The organism is Streptomyces guryensis (genome assembly GCF_021261325.1).
GTDB lineage: Bacteria > Actinomycetota > Actinomycetes > Streptomycetales > Streptomycetaceae > Streptomyces > Streptomyces guryensis.
This window is the reverse complement of record NZ_JAJSBI010000015.1, coordinates 108,510-132,266: the sequence shown is the minus strand read 5'-3', so window position 1 is coordinate 132,266 and position 23,757 is coordinate 108,510. Positions and strand designations below refer to the sequence as shown.

The 23,757-nt window shown below is 71.7% G+C and carries 20 protein-coding genes and 1 pseudogene; 14 read left to right on the top strand and 7 right to left on the bottom strand.

Features of this window, described 5'->3' with window-relative positions:
* Window positions 1-28: 28 nt before the first annotated feature.
* The 4 genes from gmk to metK all read left to right on the top strand — a co-directional run bounded on the left by gmk (window position 29) and on the right by metK (window position 3,712).
* Entirely contained in the window at window positions 29-622 is a 594-nt protein-coding gene (gmk, locus tag LJ657_RS27750) for a guanylate kinase (RefSeq protein WP_115909361.1), read from the top strand.
* A 53-nt stretch (window positions 623-675) separates the two neighbouring features.
* Window positions 676-948 carry a DNA-directed RNA polymerase subunit omega gene (gene rpoZ / locus LJ657_RS27745; RefSeq protein WP_003977348.1) on the top strand — a complete coding sequence of 91 codons (273 nt, stop codon included), beginning with the start codon at window positions 676-678 and terminating at the stop codon, window positions 946-948.
* Between the two features lie 112 nt (window positions 949-1,060).
* Complete coding sequence (gene coaBC / locus LJ657_RS27740) at window positions 1,061-2,263, top strand: bifunctional phosphopantothenoylcysteine decarboxylase/phosphopantothenate--cysteine ligase CoaBC (RefSeq protein ID WP_232651483.1); 1,203 nt, start codon at window positions 1,061-1,063, stop codon at window positions 2,261-2,263.
* A gap of 240 nt (window positions 2,264-2,503) precedes the next feature.
* On the top strand, window positions 2,504-3,712 hold the full coding sequence (gene metK, locus LJ657_RS27735; protein WP_232651482.1) for a methionine adenosyltransferase: 1,209 nt from the start codon (window positions 2,504-2,506) through the stop codon (window positions 3,710-3,712).
* A gap of 77 nt (window positions 3,713-3,789) precedes the next feature.
* Here metK and LJ657_RS27730 read toward each other — a convergent pair.
* A pseudogene (locus LJ657_RS27730) lies at window positions 3,790-3,927 on the bottom strand (IS30 family transposase); the annotation flags it as partial.
* 120 nt (window positions 3,928-4,047) lie between these two features.
* Between LJ657_RS27730 and LJ657_RS27725 the strand changes: the two are divergent.
* Window positions 4,048-6,201, top strand: a complete 2,154-nt coding sequence (locus LJ657_RS27725; RefSeq protein ID WP_232651481.1) for a primosomal protein N' — start codon at window positions 4,048-4,050, stop codon at window positions 6,199-6,201.
* Between the two features lie 193 nt (window positions 6,202-6,394).
* Here the strand turns inward: LJ657_RS27725 and LJ657_RS27720 are convergent, their stop codons facing one another.
* Window positions 6,395-6,937, bottom strand: coding sequence for a hypothetical protein (locus LJ657_RS27720; RefSeq protein ID WP_232651480.1), 543 nt, complete (start codon window positions 6,935-6,937; stop codon window positions 6,395-6,397).
* A gap of 290 nt (window positions 6,938-7,227) precedes the next feature.
* Here LJ657_RS27720 and fmt point away from each other — a divergent pair, with 290 nt between their 5' ends.
* From fmt to LJ657_RS27690, 6 genes are all read left to right on the top strand, one after another.
* Complete coding sequence (fmt, locus tag LJ657_RS27715; RefSeq protein WP_232651479.1) at window positions 7,228-8,160, top strand: methionyl-tRNA formyltransferase; 933 nt, start codon at window positions 7,228-7,230, stop codon at window positions 8,158-8,160.
* Between the two features lie 64 nt (window positions 8,161-8,224).
* The gene (locus LJ657_RS27710; protein WP_232651478.1) at window positions 8,225-9,643 is read left to right on the top strand and encodes an RsmB/NOP family class I SAM-dependent RNA methyltransferase; all 1,419 of its coding nucleotides are present in this window, start codon (window positions 8,225-8,227) and stop codon (window positions 9,641-9,643) included.
* 85 nt (window positions 9,644-9,728) lie between these two features.
* Window positions 9,729-10,415: a ribulose-phosphate 3-epimerase gene (gene rpe, locus LJ657_RS27705; protein WP_232651477.1), complete on the top strand. Its 687-nt coding sequence runs from the start codon at window positions 9,729-9,731 to the stop codon at window positions 10,413-10,415.
* 78 nt (window positions 10,416-10,493) lie between these two features.
* Window positions 10,494-11,537 carry a sugar-binding transcriptional regulator gene (locus LJ657_RS27700; protein WP_232651476.1) on the top strand — a complete coding sequence of 348 codons (1,044 nt, stop codon included), beginning with the start codon at window positions 10,494-10,496 and terminating at the stop codon, window positions 11,535-11,537.
* A gap of 40 nt (window positions 11,538-11,577) precedes the next feature.
* Complete coding sequence (locus tag LJ657_RS27695; protein ID WP_232651621.1) at window positions 11,578-11,985, top strand: guanyl-specific ribonuclease; 408 nt, start codon at window positions 11,578-11,580, stop codon at window positions 11,983-11,985.
* Window positions 11,982-12,296, top strand: coding sequence for a barstar family protein (locus LJ657_RS27690; RefSeq protein WP_232651475.1), 315 nt, complete (start codon window positions 11,982-11,984; stop codon window positions 12,294-12,296). The genes LJ657_RS27695 and LJ657_RS27690 overlap by 4 nt, the downstream gene beginning before the upstream one ends.
* On the opposite strand, the gene LJ657_RS27685 is transcribed toward LJ657_RS27690, so the two are convergent.
* Together LJ657_RS27685 and LJ657_RS27680 are read right to left on the bottom strand one after the other, a co-directional pair.
* A complete protein-coding gene (locus tag LJ657_RS27685) occupies window positions 12,293-12,928 on the bottom strand; it encodes a TetR/AcrR family transcriptional regulator (protein ID WP_232651474.1) in 636 nt (211 codons plus the stop codon). The genes LJ657_RS27690 and LJ657_RS27685 overlap by 4 nt on opposite strands.
* Before the next feature lie 85 nt (window positions 12,929-13,013).
* Window positions 13,014-16,961 carry a type I polyketide synthase gene (locus LJ657_RS27680; RefSeq protein WP_232651473.1) on the bottom strand — a complete coding sequence of 1,316 codons (3,948 nt, stop codon included), beginning with the start codon at window positions 16,959-16,961 and terminating at the stop codon, window positions 13,014-13,016.
* A 185-nt stretch (window positions 16,962-17,146) separates the two neighbouring features.
* On the opposite strand from LJ657_RS27680, the gene LJ657_RS27675 reads away from it, so the two are divergent.
* Window positions 17,147-18,181 carry a helix-turn-helix domain-containing protein gene (locus tag LJ657_RS27675; protein ID WP_232651472.1) on the top strand — a complete coding sequence of 345 codons (1,035 nt, stop codon included), beginning with the start codon at window positions 17,147-17,149 and terminating at the stop codon, window positions 18,179-18,181.
* Between the two features lie 141 nt (window positions 18,182-18,322).
* Here the strand turns inward: LJ657_RS27675 and LJ657_RS27670 are convergent, their stop codons facing one another.
* Entirely contained in the window at window positions 18,323-19,921 is a 1,599-nt protein-coding gene (locus LJ657_RS27670; protein ID WP_232651471.1) for an FAD-dependent monooxygenase, read from the bottom strand.
* 140 nt (window positions 19,922-20,061) lie between these two features.
* Between LJ657_RS27670 and LJ657_RS48260 the strand changes: the two genes are divergently transcribed.
* Window positions 20,062-20,184 carry a hypothetical protein gene (locus LJ657_RS48260; RefSeq protein WP_269787001.1) on the top strand — a complete coding sequence of 41 codons (123 nt, stop codon included), beginning with the start codon at window positions 20,062-20,064 and terminating at the stop codon, window positions 20,182-20,184.
* A 467-nt stretch (window positions 20,185-20,651) separates the two neighbouring features.
* On the opposite strand, the gene LJ657_RS27665 is transcribed toward LJ657_RS48260, so the two are convergent.
* Entirely contained in the window at window positions 20,652-22,052 is a 1,401-nt protein-coding gene (locus LJ657_RS27665; RefSeq protein WP_232651470.1) for an MFS transporter, read from the bottom strand.
* Between the two features lie 245 nt (window positions 22,053-22,297).
* On the opposite strand from LJ657_RS27665, the gene LJ657_RS27660 reads away from it, so the two are divergent.
* Complete coding sequence (locus tag LJ657_RS27660; protein ID WP_232651469.1) at window positions 22,298-23,191, top strand: helix-turn-helix transcriptional regulator; 894 nt, start codon at window positions 22,298-22,300, stop codon at window positions 23,189-23,191.
* A 26-nt stretch (window positions 23,192-23,217) separates the two neighbouring features.
* Here the strand turns inward: LJ657_RS27660 and LJ657_RS27655 are convergent, their stop codons facing one another.
* A complete protein-coding gene (locus LJ657_RS27655; protein WP_232651468.1) occupies window positions 23,218-23,724 on the bottom strand; it encodes an allene oxide cyclase barrel-like domain-containing protein in 507 nt (168 codons plus the stop codon).
* Window positions 23,725-23,757 lie beyond the last annotated feature (33 nt).

Below are 23,757 nucleotides of genomic sequence, written 5' to 3'. Positions count from 1 at the left end.
ACTCCGGGATTGCTGGAATAATCGCTGCATGGCTGCAACATTCCGGGGGACGACCCCCGAGCCCCCGGACGTACGTCCGCGGCTGACCGTGCTCTCCGGCCCCTCCGGGGTCGGCAAGAGCACGGTCGTCGCCCATATGCGCAAGGAACACCCCGAGGTGTGGCTCTCGGTGTCGGCGACGACCCGCAAGCCCCGCCCCGGCGAGAAGCACGGAGTCCACTACTTCTTCGTCACCGACGAGGAGATGGACAAGCTGATCGCCAACGGCGAGCTGCTGGAGTGGGCCGAGTTCGCCGGCAACCGCTACGGCACACCGCGTGCGGCCGTGCTGGAGCACCTTGAGGACGGCGTGCCGGTCCTCCTGGAGATCGACCTCCAGGGTGCCCGGCAGGTCCGTGAGACCATGCCGGACGGTCGGCTGGTGTTCCTGGCTCCGCCCTCCTGGGAGGAGCTCGTGCGCAGGCTCACCGGCCGGGGGACCGAGCCGCCCGAGGTGATCGAGCGCCGTCTCGACGCAGCCAAGATCGAGCTGGCGGCCGAGCCGGAGTTCGACATGACCTTGGTCAACACCTCCGTCGAGGACGTGGCTCGCGAGCTGCTAGCCTTGATGGATGTTCTGTGATCACGAGTGATGTGATCACGACCGATCTTTTCCCATCCATCGGAAGGTAGAGCGTGTCCTCTTCCATCTCCGCGCCCGAGGGCATCATCAACCCGCCGATCGACGAGCTCCTCGAGGCCACCGACTCGAAGTACAGCCTCGTGATCTACGCGGCCAAGCGTGCCCGCCAGATCAACGCGTACTACTCGCAGCTCGGCGAGGGCCTCCTCGAGTACGTCGGTCCGCTCGTCGACACCCACGTCCACGAGAAGCCGCTCTCGATCGCCCTGCGCGAGATCAACGCCGGTCTGCTGACGTCCGAGGCCATCGAGGGTCCGGCGCAGTAGTACTTTCGTATTGCAGTTGGCTTTTCCACAGGCCCGACAGCGCGACTGTCGGGCCTGTGGTGTGTGATGGAGTCGTTGATGCACTCGTACGTTGCCGAGCCGGGGAGAGACGGTGGACAAGCCCAAGGTCGTGCTGGGGGTCAGCGGTGGCATCGCCGCCTACAAGGCCTGTGAGCTGCTGCGGAGGCTGAGCGAGTCCGGCCATGACGTACGCGTGGTGCCCACCGCCTCCGCGCTGCACTTCGTCGGCGCCGCCACCTGGTCCGCCCTCTCCGCCAACCCCGTCTCGACCGAGGTCTGGGACGAGGTCCACGAGGTCCCGCACGTCCGCATCGGGCAGCACGCCGACCTGGTCGTCGTCGCCCCGGCGACCGCGGACATCCTCGCGAAGGCCGCCCACGGCCTGGCCGACGACCTGCTCACGAACACGCTTCTGACCGCCCGCTGCCCAGTCGTCTTCGCACCCGCCATGCACACCGAGATGTGGGAGCACCCGGCCACCCAGGAGAACGTGGCGACGCTGCGCCGCCGCGGCGCCGTCGTCATCGAACCGGCCGTCGGCCGTCTGACCGGCGTGGACACCGGCAAGGGTCGCCTGCCCGATCCGGCGGAGATCCATGCGATCTGTCGCCGCGTGCTGTCCCGGGGCGCCACTGAGCCCGACCTCAAGGGCCGGCACGTCGTCGTCAGCGCCGGCGGCACCCGCGAACCCCTCGACCCGGTGCGCTTCCTCGGCAACCGCTCCTCCGGCAAGCAGGGTTACGCTCTCGCCCGTACCGCCGCCGCGCGCGGCGCCCGCGTCACGCTGATCGCCGCGAACACCGGCCTGCCGGACCCGGCGGGCGTCGACGTCGTCCAGGTGGGGACGGCGGTGCAGTTGCGCGAGGCGGTGCTGAAGGCGACCCCGGACGCGGACGCCGTGGTCATGGCCGCGGCGGTCGCGGACTTCCGGCCGGAGACATACGCCACCGGAAAGATCAAGAAGAAGGACGGCCAGGACCCGGACCCCATCGTGCTGGTGCGGAATCCGGACATCCTCGCGGAGATCTCGACGGAGCGCGCCCGCCCGGGTCAGGTGATCGTCGGCTTCGCCGCCGAGACCGACGACGTCCTGGCCAACGGCCGCACCAAGCTGGAGCGCAAAGGCTGCGACCTGCTCGTGGTCAACGAGGTGGGGGAGCGCAAGACCTTCGGCTCCGAGGAGAACGAGGCAGTGGTGCTGGGCGCCGACGGCACCGAGACGCCCGTACCGCACGGTCCGAAGGAACATCTGGCCGAAACTGTCTGGGACCTGGTGGCGGAGCGCCTCGGCTGATGTTTCATTCGCTTCTCGGTCCCCTCACACCTCTGCCACAGGGGTGTGGCGCCCCCTGGTCAACGCCCCTCGGTATTGGGCAGAATGCGCGTGCCGCAGGTCACAGCACTCCCGAGAGGCGAGACAGGGAGGCGGGTGGCCGAGCACGACCGATAAACTGTTCTCGGACGGTGCCGGGCGCAGCCTCCGGGCCCGTCCGCCAATGATCAGCCAGCAGCCGCTGCAACCCCAGGGAGCGTTGTGTCCCGTCGCCTGTTCACCTCGGAGTCCGTGACCGAGGGTCACCCCGACAAGATCGCTGACCAGATCAGCGACACCATTCTCGACGCGCTTCTGCGCGAGGACCCGACCTCCCGGGTCGCCGTCGAGACGCTGATCACCACCGGCCTGGTGCACGTGGCCGGTGAAGTCACCACCAAGACCTACGCGGACATCGCGACCCTCGTCCGCGGCAAGATCCTCGAGATCGGCTACGACTCCTCGAAGAAGGGCTTCGACGGCGCCTCCTGCGGCGTCTCGGTGTCCATCGGCGCGCAGTCCCCGGACATCGCGCAGGGTGTCGACACGGCGTACGAGACCCGGGTCGAGGGCGACGAGGACGAGCTGGACCGGCAGGGCGCCGGCGACCAGGGCCTGATGTTCGGTTACGCGACCGACGAGACGCCCACCCTCATGCCGCTGCCGATCTTCCTGGCGCACCGCCTGTCGAAGCGGCTGTCCGAGGTCCGCAAGAACGGCACCATCCCCTACCTGCGCCCGGACGGCAAGACGCAGGTCACCATCGAGTACGACGGCGACAAGGCCGTCCGCCTCGACACCGTGGTCGTCTCCTCGCAGCACGCGAGTGACATCGACCTGGAGTCGCTGCTCGCCCCCGACATCCGTGAGTTCGTCGTCGAGGCGGAGCTGAAGGCGCTTTTGGACGACGGCATCAAGCTGGACACGGACAGCTACCGCCTGCTGGTCAACCCGACCGGTCGTTTCGAGATCGGCGGCCCCATGGGCGACGCCGGGCTGACCGGCCGCAAGATCATCATCGACACGTACGGCGGCATGGCGCGCCACGGCGGCGGCGCCTTCTCCGGCAAGGACCCGTCCAAGGTGGACCGCTCCGCCGCCTACGCGATGCGCTGGGTGGCGAAGAACGTCGTCGCCGCCGGCCTGGCCACCCGCTGCGAGGTCCAGGTCGCGTACGCCATCGGCAAGGCCGAGCCCGTCGGCCTGTTCGTCGAGACCTTCGGCACCGCCAAGGTCGACACCGAGAAGATCGAGAAGGCCATCGACGAGGTCTTCGACCTCCGCCCGGCCGCGATCATCCGCGACCTCGACCTGCTGCGCCCGATCTACGCCCAGACGGCCGCCTACGGCCACTTCGGCCGCGAGCTGCCCGAGTTCACCTGGGAGAAGACGGACCGCGTGGACGCGCTGCGGAAGGCGGCGGGGCTGTAGGCTCTGCGGTTCTTCGCCGAGGCCCGGCTCCTTTGCGGGTGTTTTCCAGGGGTCGTCGCAACACATGGTCGTGTTGATCAGGCCGCGAGCGGTTTGTGCAGGCGCTCGGCTGGGGTTTCCCAGCCGAGCGTTTTGCGTGGGCGCCCGTTGAGTCCGCCGGCGACGGCGTCCAGGTGGTCGCGGGTGTGGACGGCGAGGTCGGTGCCCTTGGGATGCGCGTTCCGGGCGCGACGGGCCCGCCGCCGGACCGGTGGGTTCAGCACGGCAGCCGCGATCCCCGGCCGGACCGATCTCGGGCGCGTCGGTTGTCAGTGGCGTTTGGTAAGAATGCAAGCGTGAGCAGCGAGAACGGGCGGACGGGCGGCGGGGCGGAGGGTGTGCCGCCCGAGCAGCTTGCGCTCATCAGGGAGAGCGTGCGCAAGGCCGAGGTGCCCAGGGCCAAGCCGCGGACCTGGCGTGGGGCCGCGCTGGCCAAGGAGCTGCCGGTCGCGCGGGTGCTGGTCGACAAGGGTGTGCTGCATCTCGACCGCTACTTCGACTATGCGGTGCCGGAGGAGCTCGATGCGGATGCTCAGCCCGGGGTGCGGGTGCGGGTGCGGTTCGGGGCCGGGCGGCATCGAGTGCGGGAAGGGCGGCGCGAGGGCGGCGGTCTGATCGACGGGTTTCTCGTCGAGAGGCTCGCCGAGTCGGACTACTCCGGGCCGCTTGCCGCGCTGGCCCAGGTCGTGTCGCCCGAGCGGGTGTTGAGCGAGGAGTTGCTGGGGCTGTCCCGGGCCGTCGCCGACCGTTACGCGGGGAGTCTGGCCGACGTGCTCCAGCTCGCCGTGCCGCCGCGCAGTGCGCGGGCCGAGCAGCGACCCTCGCCCGAGCCGCTGCCGCCGCCGGCGATGCCGGAGGCGGGGCCCTGGGCGCGGTACGAGCGGGGGGCCGCGTTTCTGGAATCGCTCGCGTCGGGGAGTGCGCCGCGTGCGGTGTGGAACGCGCTGCCTGGGTCCGAGTGGAGCGACGGGCTGGCGCGGGCCGTGGCGGCGACATTGGTCTCCGGGCGCGGTGCGCTCGTGGTGCTGCCCGACGGGCGGGCGGTCGCCCGGCTCGACGCCGCGCTGACCGCGTTGCTGGGGGAGGGGCGGCATGCGGTGCTCACCGCCGACGCCGGTCCCGAGAAGAGGTACCGGGAGTGGCTGGCAGTGCGGCGAGGAGCCGTCCGGGCCGTCATAGGGACCCGGGCCGCCATGTTCGCCCCGGTCCAGGATCTCGGCCTGGTCGCCATCTGGGACGACGGGGACGACAGCCACAGCGAGCAGCACGCGCCCCAGCCGCATGCGAGGGAAGTGCTGCTGCTGCGGGCCGCCCTGGACAAGTGCGGGTTTCTGCTGGGTGGTTGGAGCTGCACCGTCGAGGCGGCCCAGCTGGTCGAGAGCGGTTGGGCCGGGCCGATCGTCGCCGGGCGGGAGCAGGTGCGGGGGGCTGCGCCACTGGTGCGGACCGTGGGAGACATGGACCTCGCGAGGGACGAGGCGGCGCGGGCCGCGCGGCTGCCGACCCTCGCCTGGCAGGCCGTGCGGGAGGGGCTGCGACAGGGCCCGGTGCTCGTGCAGGTGCCCCGGCGGGGTTACGTCCCCCGCATGGCGTGCGCCAACTGCCGGGCGCCGGCGCGTTGTCGGCACTGCTCCGGGCCGTTGGAAGGACAGGAAGCGGGGGCCGCACTGCGGTGCGGGTGGTGCGGGCGGGACGAGGGCGGCTGGCACTGCCCGGAGTGCGGCGGGTTCCGGCTGCGGGCCCAGGTCGTGGGGGCGCGGCGGACCGCCGAGGAACTGGGGCGGGCGTTTCCCGCCGTTCCGGTGCGGACCTCCGGGCGTGAGCATGTGCTGGACACCGTGCCGGGTGCGCCCGCGCTGGTCGTGAGCACACCGGGGGCCGAGCCCGTCGCCGAGGGCGGTTACGCGGCGGCGCTGCTGCTGGACGGCTGGGCCATGCTGGGGCGGCCCGATCTGCGCGCTGGTGAGGACGCGCTGCGACGGTGGATTGCGGCCGCCGCGCTCGTCCGGCCGCAGAGTGCCGGCGGCACCGTGGTCGTCGTCGCCGAGCCGACCCTGCGGCCCGTGCAGGCGCTGGTGCGCTGGGATCCCGTCGGCCATGCGGTGCGGGAGCTCGCCGAGCGGGCCGAGCTGGGCTTTCCGCCGGTGTCACGGATGGCGGCCCTGTCCGGGGACGGGGAAGCGGTCGCCGAGTTCCTGCGAACGGCCGAACTGCCGCGGGAGGCCGAGGTGCTGGGCCCCGTGCCGCTGCCGGTCACGGCAGCCGGGCGGCCGCGGCGGACGGGGGCGCCTCCACCCGGGGAGCACTGGGAGCGGGCACTCGTTCGGGTCCCACCGGGGCGCGGGGCGGCGCTGGCCTCGGCACTGAAGGCTGCGCAGGCTGCACGGATGGCGAGGGGGGCCGCAGAGGCATTGGTTCGGGTGCGGATCGATCCGCCTGATATCGGGTGAGCGGGTCGGGGGGCGGCGAGGCTGCCGGAGTCGGGTTGGGGTGGTTGCTTTGCCGAGGGGGCGCTTTGGGATGTGCGTCTGTCCTCCGGGGGCCGGCCGGAGTCGGGTTGGGGTGGTTGCTTTGCCGAAAAGGCGCTCCCGGACGTGCGTCTGCCCTCCCGGGACCGGCCGGGAGGGCAGGGAGAGAGGTGGCTCAGCCGTTGCGGGGGCCGGGGAAGGCCGTGGGCCTGGCCTCGTCGCGGAGGGAAGGGCTGCCGGCCGTCGGCTGGGTCGGCATGGAGCGCGCGGCAGGGACCGTCGGCACCGTCGGGATGCCGGTGCCCACGCTGACCGTCCGGGAGGCCGCCGGTTCGGTGGCCCGCTCGGTCTCGGCGGCCGCCTGGGCCGCGGCGCGACGGGCGCCGTAACGGCGGTGGACCGCCTGCTTGGTGACCCCGAGGGCGGAACCCACCGCGTCCCACGAGAAGCCGAGGGAGCGGTCGAAATCGACCGCGGCCGTCACCAGGGTCTCGACACTGTCCCGCAGCTCCTGCGCGAGACGGACCGTCGGGGCGGGAGCGCGTCCGTACACGACGAAGCCCGTGGAGGGGCCGGAGCGGCGCGGGCGGTAGACATTGCCCAACTGCGCGGTGAGCGTGCGCAGTGCGTCCACCTGCCGGCGGACCCGCTCGATGTCCCGCACCAGCAAGTGCAGGCTGGCCCGAGCCTGGGCGTCGTGGGTTGCGTGGTCGGCCATGAACAAGCCTCTCGAACCGGCGTTGAAAAGGATCCGGGCCGCGCGATTGCGGCCCGTTGTGGTCAACTCTTTCTTGACCAACGTGTTTTTGCTTCGGGGGTCACGGTCGGGGGGCGTAGGGGCATATGCGTACGCCCCCCGTCGGACGGCTTTGCGCCTCGGGCTGCGTCCTTCAAAGGCTCCGCGGCTGCGGTGGCGGAGCGTTGCGGACGCGGGCCGCGAGCTTTCCGGGCGTGGTCATAGACTTGTGCGTTGCCACAACAGCCCCGTCCGAGAGGCCCCGCCCACCCATGAAGCTCGTCTTCGCCGGTACCCCCGAGGTCGCCGTTCCCGCTCTGGACGCTCTCATCGCCTCCGGGCGGCACGAGGTGGCCGCCGTCGTCACACGGCCGGACGCGCCGGCCGGGCGGGGGCGCAGGCTGGTCGCCTCGCCCGTGGCGCAGCGGGCGGAGGAGGCCGGGATCGAGGTGCTGAGGCCCCTCAAGCCGCGGGACCCGGAGTTCCTGGAGCGGCTGCGGGAGATCGGGCCCGACTGCTGCCCCGTCGTCGCCTACGGGGCGCTGCTGCCTCGCGTCGCGCTCGACGTCCCCGCCCACGGCTGGGTCAACCTGCATTTCTCGCTGCTGCCCGCGTGGCGGGGGGCGGCGCCGGTGCAGCACTCCATCATGGCGGGCGACGAGATCACGGGCGCCTCCACCTTCCTCATCGAGGAGGGGCTCGACTCCGGGCCCGTCTACGGCACCGTCACCGAGGCGATCCGGCACACCGACACCAGTGGCGACCTGCTGACCCGGCTCGCCTTCGCCGGTGCCGGGCTGCTCGCCGCGACCATGGACGGCATCGAGGACGGCACGCTGAAGGCCGTACCGCAGCCGAACGAGGGCATCACCCTCGCCCCGAAGATCACCGTCGAGGACGCCCAGGTCGACTGGGCCACCCCGGCGCTGCGCGTCGACCGGGTGGTGCGCGGCTGCACCCCCGCGCCCGGCGCCTGGACGACCTTCCGCGGCGAGCGGCTCAAGCTCATCCAGGTCACGCCCGCGCCGGACCGGGCCGACCTCGCACCGGCGCAGCTGTCCGTCGGCAAGAACACCGTCCACGTCGGCACCGGTTCGCATGCCGTCGAGCTCCTGTGGGTGCAGGCCCAGGGCAAGAAGCCGATGCGGGCGGCCGACTGGGCCCGCGGGGTGCGGATCGCGGACGGGGAGACGCTCGGCGGGTAGCGGGGGGACGAGCGGGACGTACCCTTGGTGCGTATCCCGACCAAACTTCCGGAGCACCTTTTTCGTGAGCGACACCTCCCGTGGGCCCGGCAAGCCCGGCAAGCCCTATCGTCGGCCCAAGAAGGACCCCGTCCGCATCCTCGCCTTCGAGGCGCTGAGGGCCGTGGACGAGCGGGACGCGTACGCCAACCTCGTGCTGCCGCCGTTGCTGCGCAAGGCGCGGGAGAAGGGCGACTTCGACGGTCGGGACGCGGCGCTCGCGACCGAGCTGGTGTACGGGACGCTGCGGCGGCAGGGGACGTACGACGCGGTCATCTCCGCCTGTGTGGACCGGCCGTTGCGCGAGATCGACCCGCCGGTGCTGGATGTGCTGAGTCTCGGGGTGCATCAGCTGCTCGGGACGCGGATCCCGACCCATGCCGCCGTGTCGGCCTCCGTCGAACTGGCCCGGGTCGTGCTCGGTGACGGGCGGGCCAAGTTCGTCAACGCCGTACTGCGCAAGGTCGCGCAGGACGATCTCGACACCTGGATCGAGCGCGTCGCACCACCCTACGACGAGGACCCCGAGGACCACCTGGCCGTGGTGCACTCGCATCCGCGCTGGGTCGTCTCCGCGCTGTGGGACTCGCTCGGCGGCGGCCGGGCCGGCATCGAGCGGCTGCTGGAGGCGGACAACGAGCGGCCCGAGGTGACCCTGGTCGCGCGGCCCGGGCGGGCCACGACCGAGGAACTGCTCCGGGAGGAGGCCGCGGTGGCGGGGCGCTGGTCGCCGTATGCCGTGCGGCTCAGCGAAGGCGGTGAGCCCGGTGCGATCGAGGCGGTCCGGGACGGCCGCGCGGGCGTGCAGGACGAAGGCAGCCAGCTCGTGGCCCTGGCGCTCGCCAACGCTCCCCTGGACGGGCCGGACGAGAAGTGGCTCGACGGGTGTGCCGGGCCCGGTGGGAAGGCGGCGCTGCTCGGTGCGCTGGCCGCCGGGCGCGGGGCGACGCTGCTCGCCTCCGAGAAGCAGCCGCACCGGGCGGGGCTGGTGGCGAAGGCCTTGCACGGCAACCCCGGGCCGTACCAGGTCATCGCCGCGGACGGCACCCGCCCGCCGTGGCGGCCCGGCTCCTTCGACCGTGTCCTGATGGACGTGCCCTGCACCGGGCTCGGCGCGCTGCGCAGGCGGCCCGAGGCGCGCTGGCGGCGCCGTCCCGAGGACCTGGACGGGTTCGGGCCGCTGCAGCGTGCCCTGCTGCGCACCGCGCTGGACGCCGTGCGGGTCGGCGGGGTCGTCGGCTACGCCACCTGCTCGCCGCACCTCGCCGAGACCAGGGCCGTCGTCGACGACCTGCTCAAGCAGCACCCCGACGCCGAGCTGATCGACGCGCGCCCCCTGCTGCCCGGAGTGCCGGACCTCGGCGACGGTCCCGACGTACAACTGTGGCCGCATCTGCACGGGACCGACGCCATGTATCTGGCGCTCATCCGCAGGACCGGCTGATCCTCGCCGCCTCCTCGGGCACCGATGAACGTCCTGGGTCTGGACCGCCGCGAACAAACGTGCCCGGACGTGGGAGGCTTGGGTCATGGCCGTGCAGATCAACCCCAGCATCCTGTCCGCCGACTTCGCCCGCCTCGCGGACGAGGCGAAGGCGGTCGAAGGAGCCGACTGGCTCCACGTCGACGTCATGGACAACCATTTCGTCCCGAACCTCACGCTCGGCGTGCCGGTCGTAGAGTCCCTGGCCCGTGCGACGGACACCCCGCTGGACTGCCATCTGATGATCGAGGCCCCCGATCGCTGGGCTCCGCAGTACGTCGAAGCGGGGGCCTCGTCCGTCACCTTCCATGTCGAGGCGGCCGCCGCGCCGGTGCGGCTCGCCCGGGAGATCCGGGCCAAGGGCGCCCGCGCCTCCATGGCCCTGAAGCCCGCCACGCCCATCGAGCCGTACGAGGACCTGCTCCCCGAGCTCGACATGCTGCTGATCATGACGGTTGAGCCGGGCTTCGGCGGGCAGGCGTTCCTCGACATCATGCTTCCGAAGATCCGCCGCACCCGCGAGCTGATCAGCAAGCACGGCCTCGAACTGTGGCTCCAGATCGACGGCGGAGTCTCGGCTTCCACCATCGAGCGCTGCGCCGAGGCCGGCGCGGACGTCTTCGTCGCGGGTTCGGCGGTGTACGGCGCAGAGGACCCGGCGCACGCGGTACGTGCACTGCGCACCCAGGCGGAGACGGTGACCGCCAGGGCGAGCTGGGCGTGCGACCACTGAGCCAAGACAACGTGAACGGCGCCCATCAGGGCGGATCAAGTGCGCCGAATCTGCAAGGATGAACGGCGAATCCAGAGTGTGAACAGCAGTGAGGAGATCGCCGTGTCGGGTATGTCGGCGGGCCGGTCAGCAGTGCGGATGGGACCCGCTGAGCTGGTGCAGGCGGCGGCCATGGCCCGCCGCTTCTACCTCGAGGGCAAGTCCAAGATCCAGATCGCGGAGGAGTTCGGCGTCAGCCGCTTCAAGGTGGCCAGGGTCCTGGAGACGGCTCTCGAACGGGATCTCGTACGCATCGAGATCCGCGTCCCGGCCGAGCTGGACGCCGAGCGCTCGGACGCGCTGCGCGCCCGCTACGGCCTCAGGCACGCCGTCGTGGTCGAGTCGCCGGCCGAGGCCGAGGAGACGCCGGACCCCGAGAACCTCGGAGAAGTGGGCGCCGACCTGCTCGGCGAGCTGGTCAACGAGGGCGATGTGCTCGGCCTGGCCTGGGGCCGCTCCACCATCCACATGGCCGCGGCCCTGGACCGGCTGCCGCCGTGCACGGTGGTGCAGCTGACGGGCGTGTACGACGCCGGGACCGCCGAGCGCGGCTCCGTCGAGGCCGTGCGCCGCGCCGCCCAGGTCTCCGGCGGCGACGCCCACCCCATCTACGCGCCGATGCTGCTGCCGGACGCGGCGACGGCGGCGGCGCTGCGCAACCAGACCGGGATCGCCCGGGCCTTCGAGTACTTCGACAAGGTCACGGTCGCCTGTGTCTCCATCGGCTCCTGGGAGCCCGGCATCTCGACGGTGCACGACATGCTCAGCGACGAGGAGCGCGCGCACTACGCCTCGCTCGGTGTCGCCGCCGAGATGTCCGCGCACCTCTTCGACGGCCAGGGCCGCCGGGTCGGCCGGGACCTCGGCGAGCGGTGCATCACGGTCAAGGCCGACCAGCTGCGCCGTATCCCCGAGGTCGTCGCGATCGCGGGCGGGGCGCGCAAGGCGTCCGCCATCGACGCGGTGCTGCGCTCCGGGCTCGTCACCAGCCTGGTGACGGACACGTCGGCCGCGGACGTCCTGATGACGGCGGGCCCGACGCCGAAGCCGGCGCTCAACAGGGCTGACCCGGACGGGATCTGACGGCATGTCAGCAGGGGGCGGCCGTGGCGGCATGGACGGCATGCTGCTGCGGTTCGTCCCCAGGGTGCTCGCGGGGTTGCTGGTCTGTCTGGCCGTACTGCTGACAGGGTGTTCCTCGTCCGGCTCGCAGTCGACTGCCTCCAGTGGCTCCGCTCCCGCCTGGGCGGAGCACATGGCCACCGTCCCGGCGGCCCGACTCCCGTCCGAGGCACGGCAGACGCTCGCGCTCATCGACAAGGGCGGCCCCTTCCCGTACGCCCGTGACGGCGTCGTCTTCGGGAACTTCGAGGGGCTGCTGCCCCGGCACGAGCGCGGTTACTACCACGAGTACACGGTCCGGACGCCGGGCTCGCGCGACCGCGGGGCCCGGCGCGTTGTCACCGGGCAGGGCGGCGAGATCTACTACACCGATGATCACTACGAATCGTTCAGGGCGGTACTGAGATGACGGAGCTCGTGGTCGACCTGGACCTCGACGGGGTCACCGACAAGGCGGGGCTGATGGACCGCTGCGCTCGTGCCCTGCGGCTGCCCGACTGGTTCGGACGCAACTGGGACGCGCTGGTCGACAGCCTCTCCGACCACACGGTCTGGCCCGAAGGCGCCGTGGAGCGGGGACTGACCGTCGTCGTACGGAACTGGCAGGGGTACGCGCAGGCGAGCCCGCAGGAGTGGGAGACCGCGCGGGAGGTGTTCGCCGAGGCGACGGACCGGACCCCGGCGCTCTCGGTGGCGCTCGCGCCGGGAGGGGCTTCCTAGGAACTGCGCTGAGCGGTCATGCCGTCCAGCAGGAGCTGGAGAATCTGCTGCAGTTCCTCGGCCAGCGACCCGGTCGCGTCCGTGTCCGACGACTGGTTGGCCCATCGGTAGAGGGCTCCGAGGTAGACGTCGCGCAGGACGTTGCCGACGCCGAGGGGGGACATCCCCGGGTTCAGCTCTCCCTCGGCCACGCCGCTCGCGACGATCTCGCCGAACACCTCCGCGACGTGCGGCTCCTCGAGTATCGGCCGGCCCGCCTTCACCCAGGCGGTGAGCATGGCGGCGGTCAGCCGGGGTTCCTCCTGGTTGATGCGGATGAGGACCGCCAGGCACTGGCGGAGCCCCGCGATCGCGCCGGCGGTGGACGCGCCGCTCTCCTCCAGGCCCGTCACGAGTGCGGCACGCCTCCTTTCTCCCCAGGCGCTGATGATGTCCTCCTTGCGCTGGAAGTAGTTGAAGAACGTCCCCCGCGCCACATCGGCCCGCTCCGCGATCTCGTCGATGGAGGTCTGGTCGTATCCCTTTTCCACGAATAGCTCGACCGCGGCCAGGTAGAGGCGCTCCCTGACCCGTTGCTTGTTGCGTTCTCGGCGGCCGACCGGCGGCGGCGTCGTTGTCGCGCGCGAGTCCATTCCGTCCCTCCTGTCCCGGCGGAATTCAGCGAGTCTTCCGTTGGAAGTTTTTTATACCATGGTGCAAGTTTGGATGCTGACCTTGCTATCGTGTGCCGGCTGCGACGCTCTCGCACAGGTCCGCGATGCTCTCCGCACCCAGCAGCCGTCCGGCGGTGATCTCCATGCCGTGCCCGCGGAGCAGACGCCGGCTGAGCTGGGTGGCCATGAGCGAGTCGAGTCCGAGTTCGCGCAACGACCGCCGCTCGTCGATGTCCGACACGGGCATTCCGAGCAGCGTGGCGCACTGCTCGACAAGGCACTCCGCGGGGTCCTTCGGGGAAACCTGCGGCTCGGGGGTGCGCGCCGTCGGCGCCGTCCGCTTCCGGTCGGCGGGCGGGGATCCGGCGGGGCGTAGCAGGCCGGAGAGGAAGCCGGTGCCCAAGGAGGGGCCCGTGACCTTCTCCAGCAGGCCGGCGAACGGTGCCACGCACTGCGTGGAGAGCGACGACACAAGTGCGGACACCTGCGTGAACGGTGTGCTCTCCGGGGCGGTGCCGGTGAGCCGACGCAGACGAATGCCCGAGAACCGCGCCAGGACGCGCCGGTCCGGCGCCATCAGGAGGACGTCAGCCAGCAGTGAGCCGTCACCGCCGTCGCGTCGTACCGTGCTCAGACTCCAGAACTCCGGCTCCAGGTCCGCGTGGAAACGGACCGAGTCGAAGGACTCGGGAACGTGGGCGGCGGCGTCGCCGGACGTGGCTCCCGGCCGGGCCGCCAGGAGGGGCAGCAGCCCTGTCTCCCAGCCGGCCCGGCCCAGCGGCCCGGCCGGCCGCACCCTGGCGACCGCCTCGCCGTCGCGCCGCCACAGATGCTCCACGGCCCTGAACGGCTCTCCGATGGTGTAGCCCTGGCGGCTCGCGAACGGCGGGAAGTCCCGCGCCCCCAGGTACTCCCGGCACCTCGCGAGCGCCTCGTCGAGGGCGTCCGCGGCCATGGGGGCGGTGTCGACCGCTCCGGCCTCGACCACACGGGCCGAAGCGCAGCGTACGGGGGCGGAACCCCGCACCGAGGCCCGCACGGCGACCGTGCGCCCGCCGGCCCGGGGGTCGTCCACGGCCACGTGCAAGGTCGTGCCCTCGGCCGCGTCCAGGGGCACCTGATCCTCGCTCAGCCGTACGTCCCGCAGTTCGAAGGAGGTGCCGGGACCGGTCTCTCCCGCCGTTTCCAGCATCGCCTCGAAAAGCACGACCGGTGGGACGTACGCGACCCCGCGGACCGCCACGCCGTCATCCCAGTCGGCGGTCGCGCCCCACGACCCGAGATCGATCCGCCGGACCCGCGAGGCGCCGGACCGGTGTGCGGCCACGGAGGTCGCCGTCTCGTGCCGGAACCGGGTGATGTCCCAGGCGTAGGTGGGCAGCGACGGCACCTGTCGCGGGCCTCCGCCATACCATCGCTGCCAGTCCACCCGCCCGCCGAGGGCGAAGAGCCGCCCGGCGGCCCGGGCCAGTTCGGTGGGCTCGTCGCATCCGCGGCGCAGCGAGGCCACCGTGGCCGCACCGGCGGGGTCGTCGCAGAGCGTGTCGTCCATGGCGCCCACCAGTACCGGATGAGGGCTGACTTCGAGGAAGACGCTTTCCGCCTCCCGGCCCAGGTCGCGCACGGTTTCGGCGAAGCGCACCGGGCGGCGCAGGTTGTCCATCCAGTAGGGAGCCGTCAGCTCCGGGCCCTCGATCTCCGAGCCGTGGACGGTGGACACCATGCCGACGGTGCCGGGTACGGGAGAAAGGCCGGCCAGCTCCCGTAAGAGGTCGTCGCGCAGGGGGTCCATCTGCGGGGAGTGCGAGGCCACGTTCACCTGTACCGGCCGGCACAGGACACCGCGTTCCTCCAGGCCGTGGCGCAGTTCGTCCAGGGAAGCGGGATCGCCCGCGAGGACGGTGGTGGTGGGGGCGTTCTCGACCGCCACGCACACCGCCTCCCCGTAGCCCTCGGTGCGCCTCCGCGCCTCTGCGGCCGGCAGTTCGACGACGAGCATGGCGCCCCGTTCCGCCGTGCGCTGCATCAGTCGGCTGCGTCGGCAGATCACCGCGGCTGCGTCGTCGAGCGACAGGGCGCCGCAGGCCTGAGCGGCCGCGACCTCCCCCATGCTGTGGCCCACGCACACATCCGGGTTCACGCCGCGGGCGCGCCAGGCGGCCGCGAGCGCCACCTGTACGGCCCACAGGGCCGGTTGGACGATGCCCACGTCGGTCGGCAGACCGGACGCGTCGGACACCAGGCGGTCCAGGACCGACCAGCCGAGCTCCTTGCGGACGGCCCGGTCGCACGCGTCCAGTGCCGTCCGGAAGGCGGGCGAGGAGCGGTACAAGTCCCGGCTCATGCCGGCCCACTGCGACCCCTGACCCGAGAAGACGAACACCGTGCGCCTGTCTCCCGACGGGTCTGCCTCGGCCGTACCGCCGTCGGACACGGGCTCGCCGGCCGCGAGAGCCCGTAGGCCCCGCGCCAGCGAGTCGTGGTCGTCGCCCACGATCCACAGGCGGTGGGGGTGGGTGTCCCGGCCTGTCGCCGCCGCGGAGCAGATGTCGCTCAGCCGGTGACGGCGCCCGGCTCCCGACGGGCCGAGGTAGGCCGCGTAACGCCCGGCCAGACGACGCAGGGAATCAGCCGTCCGCGCGCTGAGCACGAGCAGATGGGGCCCGGCGTCCGGGGTGGCGTGGCGGGGGCCGGGCGTGGGTTCGGGAACGGGGGCGCCGACGACCACATGGGCGTTGGTCCCGGACAGGCCGAAGGAACTGACGCCCAGCAGGGCGCGGGGGCCGGCCGGGTCCAGGGGCTCGTTGCGGGTGATCACGCGGACCGGGAAGTCGTCCTGCCCGAGCAGGGCGTGCGGCTCGTCAAGATGCAGCGAAGCCGGAACGACGCCGTGCCTCAGGATCAGTGCCGCCTTGATCAGCCCGGCGATACCGGCCGCGGCCTCGGTGTGACCGAGGTTGGTCTTGACCGAACCGGTGCGTACCGGACGGCGCGCCGGCCGACCCGCGCCCGCCGACTCGGCGAGCGCCCGGAGCTCCACCCCGTCCCCGACGCGCGTGCCGGTGCCGTGCGCTTCGACGTAGTCGAGGTCCGAGGGCGTTACGCCCGCACTGGCACACGCTTCGCGCACCATGTCGGCCTGGCCCTCCACCGAGGGGGTGACCAGGAATCCGCCGGCCGCGCCGTCGTTGGTGACCGCGCTGCCGAGCAGCACCGCACACACCTGGTCGCCGTCCCGCAGCGCGTCCTGCAGCCGTTTGAGGATCACCACGCCCACGCCCTCGCTGCGGACGAATCCGTCGGCACGCGCGTCACCGAACCGGCAGCGGCCGTCCGGCGAGAGCATGTCTGCCTGGGAATAGGCGATGGCGTCGTGCGGGGACAGGATGATGTTGACGCCCGCCGCGAGGCACAGGTCGCTCTCCCCGGTGAGCAGGCTCTGCCGTGCGGCATGCACCGCGACCAGCGACGAGGAGCACGCGGTGTCCAGCACCACGCTCGGCCCGCGCAGGTCGAGGGCGTGGGACAAGCGGCCGGCGGTGACGGCGCGCAGCCGGCTGCCGACCATGCTGCGGACGTCGGGGCCGTGGGTCTGGGGACGGGTCTCCGCGTGCTCGGCCGTCGCCTGCCCGACGAACACCCCTCCCCTGGTGCCTGCGAGCCGTGAGGGGGGCGTCCCGGCCGACTCCAGGGCCTCCCAGGCCACATGCAGCAGGAGCCGCTGCTGCGGATCCATGTCGCGTGCCTCCAGGGGGGAGGCGCCGAAGAACGCCGCGTCGAAGCCGAAGGGGTCGGTGAGGAAGCCGCCGTCCCGGGAAACGGTCCGGCCGGGGGTCATGGGTGCCAGGTCATGGCATTGGCCGACGTCGAAGCGGTCCTGAGGGACCGGGGTCACGGTGTCGGTGTTGGTCACGAGGACGTCCCACAGGTCGTCGACGCTCTCGACCCCCGGGAACCGGCATCCCATGCCGATGACCGCGACAGGCGACGTGCTCGACATTTCCGTACGCATGGACGACTCCAGGCTTCAAGTCGTGGGCGGGTCAGGTGATCGATCCAGCCAGGATACAAAAATACACTGGAGACCAAAATTCGCCTGTGGTTCGATCACGCCCCGAAAACTTGAACTTGCGTTCATAACTGGCTTCGTGTTTATTCTTGGCTCTCAGTTCTCGAAGTGGGCAAGGGGGAGAGACTGTGGACATCACCCAGGTCGTTCCGCTGATGGGCGACGAGGAGCTGGCCGCTTATCAGTTCCTCGTCGCCTCCGGCGGTGCCAGGCTCGAAAGGCTCGCGAGCAGTCTGGGGTGGGGTACGGGCCGGACGGAGCGAGTGCTGTCCAGCCTCAGAAGGATGAGGCTGGCGCGGTCCGCGACGGAGGGGTGCGGCGACTGGACCGCGGTGCACCCCGAGGCGGCCAAGCTGCGGTATGCCAAGCCCCTCTCGGGCGTCATCGACGCGTGGCAGGCGCAGCTGGACGGCATACGCGAACACCTCGACACCCTCTCCGGGCTGAGCGTCGACGGCACGGAGGCCGAAGGCGTCAGCCCGGTGGTCACCATGGAGGGGGAGTCCGACATCCGCGACGCGATCGGGGGCTGCGCGGCCCAGTGCGCCGAAGAGATCTTCGCCGTGCAGCCCCTGGGCCGCGGAGTCCCGGCTCCCGCGCGCACCGTGCTCTGCGAGGACTTCGGACTCGACAGGCCGGAGGTGGGTGTGCGGGTGCTGCTCCCGCATCTGTCCCGGTACGACGCGGAGGTACGGGACTGCGTCGAACAGATCACCGCGTCCGGGGGAGAGGTCCGGACCACGGCCGCGTCCTTGCCGCCGCTGATCGTCTTCGACCGCTCCGCGGCCTTCCTGCTGGACGGCGAGGACACCGACAGGGCGCACATGGTGAGGCATCGGGCCCTGGTGCAGTTCATCGTCCACATGACGGTGAGTGCCTGGGGGACCAGCGCGGCCTTCCGGCGGACGGGGGGTGGCAACCGGATCCCGGAGTCCCTGACCCAGGAGACGAAGACCGCGATCGTCAGGCTGCTCGCGGCCGGCTACAAGGACGAGGTGGTGGCCAGGCGTCTGGGTATCGGTGTGCGGACCTGCCGGAAGTACATCGCCGAGGTGTTCGGTGACCTGGGGGCGCAGAGCCGGTTCCAGGCCGGCTGGATGATGCGTGAGCACATGCTCGCGTCCGGCTCCGACAAGGCCGTGCCGGAGCATGACGTGGCCTGAGAAGGCGTGAGGAGGCGTGAGGGACAAGGCCCGAGGGGGCCGACCCGAGGGGTGGGAATCGGCCGGAAGGGCGAAGCTGGCGCCCTCGGGGGCAGGCGCCCCAGGTCTGCCGGCCCTGGTCCCCGTGCCGTTCCTCCCGGCTCAGCGGGCGAGTATCGCGGTGAGGGCTTCCGTGAGCCGGCCCTCCGGATCGCCGGCCGCCCTCCTGTCGCGCCAGGCGACGACGGCGTCGGGGCGGATCAGGGCCGCGCCGGTGGGCTCGACGCCGTAGCGCTCGCACCAGTCGTTGCCGCAGTCGACGAAGCGGTCGCCGATCCGGTGCGCGGCCAGGGTGACCCCGAGCTCGCGGCCGACCGTCTCGGCGGCGGTCACCCATTCGGGAGCGTCATGCCCCGCCAGCACCACGAAACCGCGGCCGAACAGGTCGTGGGTGGACAACTCCCGCGGGCCGTCGGTGAGTACGACGTGCGGGGCGCGTCCGCCCGGGCGGCCCGTGGCGGCCCAGGGGTCCTCCTGGAGGCTGCCGTCGTCGTCGGCCTCGGTGCGGATCGCGGGGGAGTGGCACCGGAAGCCCAGGAACTCCCTGGGCATGGGAATGGGGGCGTTCGGATCGGCCGGGTTGTAACTCGCCGGGACCCGGCCTTCGGAGATCTTCGCCAGTTCGACCTCGCGCTCGACGGTGATGCCGACCAGGGGCCGGCGCTCGGTCTCGTACGTACCCAGCAGATCCGGCCCGGCCTGTCCGGTGAGGACGAGGGAGAGCCGCCAGGACAGGTCGTAGGCGTCCTGGATGGCGAGGTTGCCGCCCTGTCCGCCGTTCGGCGGGCAGGCGTGCGCGGAGTCTCCGGCCAGGAAGACGCGGCCCTCGCGGAACCGCTCGGCCAGTTTGTGGTTGATGGGGAAGAAACGTGCGTTGACGAACCTGACGTCGATCTCGGGGTCACCGATCGCGCGGCGGACCCGCTCCAGGCAGCGCGCCTCGGTGAAGTCCTCCGGTGTCTCACCCCGGTCGGGGAAGTAGTCGACCCACAGGGTGTGCCGGTCGGAGCCGTCCAGGATGAAGCTCGATCCGCTGCCGGGCATGCCGATGACCTCTACGGCCCCCTTCTCGACGTACCGGGTCAGATCCGCCTCGAAGGTGATGACGTACATGTGGCCGATGTTGCCGCCGCCTTCGATGTCGATGCCGACCATGTCCCGGACCCGGCTCGCGTTCCCGTCGGCCGCCACCAGGTAGTCCGCCTCGACCGCGTACTCGTGGCCGGTGGACACCTCACGCAGCGTCGCGGTGACCTTCTCGTCGTCCTGGGAGAGCGAGATCAGCTCGGTGCCGGGGCGCAGCTCCGCGCCGGCTTCCTCGGCGCTGACCCGGAGGATCTCCTCCACCTGGGCCTGCGATATCCAGGCCAGCGGTGGTACCGCGGAGAGCTCCTGCGGGTCCGGCTGCCCTTCCTCGGGGTCGAGGAATCGTCGATCGGGGTCGGCCAGCGACGTGCCGTGGCTCATCCGCGGCCACTGCGTCTGGCCCAGGGCGGCGCGGATGCGCGGGGCCACTCCGGGCAGCGTGTTGAGGAGTTCCTGGGAGCGGGTGTTCAGGCCCCAGGCCTTCGGCAGGGTGGAGGCCTGGGGCCGGCGCTCCACCAGAAGCGGGCGCACACCGCGTGCGGCAAGGCTCAGAGCGGTGGTGAGCCCGGTGTAGGCGCCGCCGACGACGAGCACGGGAACGCGCTGGACTGACATGGAATTCTGCCTCCGTTGTCGCTGTGTTGGGGTGTGTTGCCGTACGGGGTATTTCCGCGCGTTGACCGGTGGAATTCAGGAAGCGCCGGGAGTGGCTTCTCGATTTAGCGCCGATGCCGTGCCGGGCGCGGAAATCGAGCATGTCCCGGGTCCAGGGCATTCCGCCCGTGGAGGATCCTTCGATGTACCGGCAGCGCGTCGTCCTGCCCCAGGCCCGCGTGGTCCCCGACGCCAACCTGGGCGCGGCTGCACCGACTCCGTAGAAACCACACTGCCGTTGTGAGAGAGCGGTTCGCCATCACCGTCGAATGCAGCAAGTTGTGGTGCAGGTTGTTGCGCATCCGAATGCCGAGGCGGTGGACGTCAATATCGCCGCGCTGCGTCGCGATGACTTCCCGTGACCGGAACCGGCGCGTTCCATGGTGGATTCACCGTCGGCATGGGCGAGATCTCGGACACGTTCGTGACGCCCGCCGCGATCGCGCCGTCGGCGGACGCCCCTCATCGCCGTCGGCGGACGCCCTCATCGCCGTCGGCGGACGCCCTCATCGCCGTCCGCGGTATCGGTCACGTGTGTCTGCCGCCGGGACCATGGCGAAGGCGGTCCCGGGAGATGGCGAAGCACCTGAGGCCGGTGCAGACTCGGCCCAGCCCTACGCGTCGACCGGGGGTGCCGGGCCGGTGCCCGGCACCCCGCGGGGTGCGTGTCGCGCTCTGCCTGCGCTCGCTCTCAGCGGCGCGGCAGCAGTGCCGCCACCCCCAGCGCGTTGGCCAGGAGCAGACAGGCCGCCAGCAGCAGGCTTTCCCGCATCCCCGGCCCGAAGTCCCCGGCGAGGAGCGCGCCGAAGACAGCGATGCTGAGCGCTCCGCCCGTCTGGCGGCTGGTGTTGAGCAGCGCCGCCGCGGTGCCGGCCCGCTCGGCGGCGACACTGTCGAGCATCAGCGTGGTCAGCGCAGGCATGGCGAGGGCCCCACCGATGCCCAGCGGGATCATCAGGGCGGCGATCACCCACGGGGGCGTACCGGTGTCGACGGCGGCCAGTCCGCCGCAGCCCGGCACACCGGTCAGCAGCAGCCCGGCGACGATCACCTTCCGCGGGCCGTAGCGGGAAACCGCGCGCGGCGAGAAGTAGTTGAAGTGCGCGGTGACCACCGCCATCGGCACGAACATCAGCCCGGCGGAGAAGGCCGACTGGCCCCGCTGCTCCTGGAAGAAGAGGCTCAGCACGAACACCCCGCCGTAGAAGGCCGCGTTGCAGGCGAAGCCGGCGACGACCGGAACGCTGACCCCGCGTTGCCGGAACAGTTCCAGCGGCAGCATCGGCGCGCTCCGCCGCGCCTCCACGGTCACGAAGACGGCCCCGGCAAGCACCGCGATCCCGGCCGCGGTCAGCACCGTACCGGTGAACCCGTGGTGGCCGCCCTCGATCACGGCGAAGGTCAGCGCGGCCAGTGTCGCGACCGCCGTCAGCTGCCCGGGCAGGTCGAAGTCGGCGGGACGCCGGGTGGAGGGTGCCGCGCGCAGCAGCGTCAGGAAACCGGCGAGCCCGGCGGGCACGTTGAGCCAGAACACGGCACGCCAGCTCCACTCCGTGGTGAGCAGTCCGCCCAGGACGGGGCCCGCGGCGATGGCCACCGCGCCGCCGACCGTCCACAGGGCGATGCCACGGGCCCGCGCGTCCGGGTCGGGGAACGCCTGCCGGATCAGCGCGAGCGAGCAGGGCACCATCACCGCCGCCGCGGCTCCCTGCACCACGCGTGCCGCCGTGAGCGCCCCGAGCGCCGGCGCCAGCCCGCAGGCCAGCGAGGCGAGGGTGAAGACCGCGAGCCCCCAGCCGTACGCGCGCCGGGCGCCGACCGAGTCGGAGAGCGCGCCGGCGGAGAGCATCAGGGCGGCGAACATCAGGGTGTAGCTGTCGGCGACCCACTGGAGCCCGGACAGCGAGCCGCCCAGGTCCTTCCCCACGGCGGGCAACGCGACATTGACGCCGGAGACGTCGAGCGTGATCACGAAGAAGCCGAGGACGGCCGCGACCAGAGCCGCGGTGGGCGAGCCCGCCGGCTCCGGCTCACCGCGGGCACCCGCATCTCCCTTGTCATTGGTGGTTGTTGCGGATTGCGTCACGCGCATCGGTCACTGCTCCTCACTGTGCTGTGTCGTCTCCGCCGCGGCATGGAAACCGAACAGGGAGCCGTATCGGGTAAGGGGGGCGTATCGGGTACGGGTGCGAAACGGACAACGGCCCAGGAAGGCAGGCATCGACATCAGCGTGCTCGGTTTCGGCGATCCCAGGCAGACCGGCCTGTACGGGGGAGCGCTGTTCCTGGCCCTGACACGGCCAGCCTGTTCGCGCGGTCTCTTGCGACACTGGAGGGATGAGTGAAGGTACGGAACTCGGCCGTTTCCTCCGTGCCCGCCGCGAGCGGATCCGCCCTCAGGACGTGGGCCTGCCCGGCGGCACCGGCAGCCGGCGGACTCCGGGGCTGCGCCGCGAGGAGCTCGCGACGCTGGCCGGGGTCAGCTTCGACTACTACACGAGACTGGAGCGCGGCCGCGAGACCCACCCCTCGCCCGCGGTCGTCTCCGCGCTCGGCGAGGCACTGCGGCTCTCGCCCGAGGCGCTGAACCGGCTGCACGAACTGGTGGCGCTCGCCGCGGGCCGGGCACCGGCGCCCTCTCCGGGCCCGGCGCGCGCCGTGCGGGAGTCGGTCCGTACCCTGCTGGAGACACTGCGTCCCTCACCGGCGTACGTCGTCAGCCGTGCCAACGACCTGCTGGCCGCCAACCGGCCCGGGCTGCGTCTCTTCCCCGGTCTCACGGACTGGCCGAAGGAACGCCGGAACCTCACGCGCTACATGTTCCTGCACCCCATGGGCCGCAGGCTCTACCGAGACTGGGAGGACATGGCGGCGCACAGCGCCGCTCACCTGAGGGCGATGGCGGGTGCCGATCCCGACATGCCGGAGCTTGCCGAGCTGGTCGGTGAACTCGTGGTCAAGAGCCCGGAGTTCGCGCGGCTGTGGGAGCGGTACGACGTCCAGGCACGGGGTGGCGGCGAGAAGCACTTCCAGCATCCCGAGGTCGGCTCGATGCGACTGGCCTTCGAGGTGATGTCGATCTTCCGCACGGACGGTCAGCGTCTCGTCACCTACCAGGCGGTGCCCGGCACCCCCGATCACGACGCGATGCTGCTGCTGGACATGGCGAGCCCCAGCCCCGAACAGGCCTCGTTCTCCGAGGAGACCGGCAGGTGGCGTCCTGGCGGGTAGCGGCATCGGTCCCGGGCGCCGTCCGCTCAACGGTCCAGCTCGATGCGGTAGGTCTCGTGCGGGGTCTGGATGCGGTTGCAGGTCAGTTCGCCGGTGGCGCCGCGGTAGGCGCCGGTGCCACCGGTGACGGCCATCCGCACGGTCTCGGCGCCCTTGGTCCACAGCGACTGCGCGGTGATCTGTCCGTCCGGCAGCTGGACCGACAGGACGCAGTTGGTGGTGATCTTCTCGCCGTGCAGCCGGGTCACCTGGCAGGAGCTGCCGTCCTCACCGATCTGCCGGCCGTGCCGCAACAGCTTGTCGGCGTAGACGAACTCGTCCCCGACGCTCAGCCCGCGGTCACCGACATCGGTGTGTACGACCCCGTCGTTCCGCACGGCCAGGTCGATGACCTTCCCGGGCGAGGCCTGCGCGGGAGAGGCGAGCACGGAGGACGTTCCCAGGGCCAGTGCCCCGGCACCGACCGCCGCGAGCAGGGCGAGCTTCTTCGTGGCGTGCTTCGTGGCGTGCTTCTCGGGGTGCTTCTCGGACATGTGTGACACTCCTCGGTCGGGCACCGCGCCGAC